This is a genomic window from Pseudomonas sp. P20, from assembly GCF_016463925.1.
Classification (GTDB): domain Bacteria; phylum Pseudomonadota; class Gammaproteobacteria; order Pseudomonadales; family Pseudomonadaceae; genus Pseudomonas; species Pseudomonas aeruginosa.
In genome coordinates this window covers 435-1,181 of sequence record NZ_JAEMVM010000100.1, presented here as the reverse complement: position 1 = coordinate 1,181, position 747 = coordinate 435, and the positions used below count along the sequence as shown (strand labels likewise).

The window sequence follows — 747 nt, the reverse complement described above, 5'->3', positions numbered from 1 at the left end:
CGCCGCCGGTGATCATCAGGCGCGCGACGATCTCCATCTCGCCGAGGATGTCTCGTTGATCGTCCTCGAGGTCGACCTTGTTTCCCTGGACGGCGTCCGAGGCATCGATGTCTTCGGCATCCAGGACCTTCACCAGGTCGGGACTCTCGACCAGCTTGATGGCGTCCGCGAACGGTGCCAGGCTGACGCCGGAGCCCGGGGCGAGGCGGACCCGGTGGACCGAGAGGCCAAACCGCTTGGCGAAGTCGGCCAGCAGGCCGAAGCTGTTGCCCGCTTCCGCGACGAACATCCGCGGCAGGTACATGGCGAGCATCTGGCAGATGAGGTTGGTCAGGGACGCCGACTTGCCGGAGCCAGTTGGCCCGAAGATGAAGCCGTGGGCATTCATCTGCCGGTCCAGCTTGTTGAACGGGTCGAAGGTCAACGGTGCGCCGCCACGGTTGAACAGCGTGAAGCCAGGGTGTCCGGTACCGGTGGTACGCCCCCAGATGGGTGATAGGTTGGCGATGTGCTGCGCGAACATCATCTGGGTGTACCACTCCAGGGCCCGCTTTTCGTTCGGATCGAAGTTTGAGGGCAACCAGCGCAGGTAGCTGTTCAGCGGTCCGACTTCGTTCTGCGGTTCGACCGGCACCAGGCCGGCGCCGAGCAGTACGTTGCTCAGGGTGATGCAGCGCTCCTCCAGCTGGGTATGGTCGCGGCCGCGCACGAACAGAGCGATCGAACCGCGATAGAGCTTGTGCTCCC

1 protein-coding gene is annotated in these 747 nt (G+C 64.4%); it reads right to left on the bottom strand.

The annotated features are described in order from the left end of the window. On the bottom strand, positions 1–747 hold a 747-nt coding region (locus JHD77_RS33355; protein ID WP_267907587.1), incomplete at both ends, for a TraC family protein.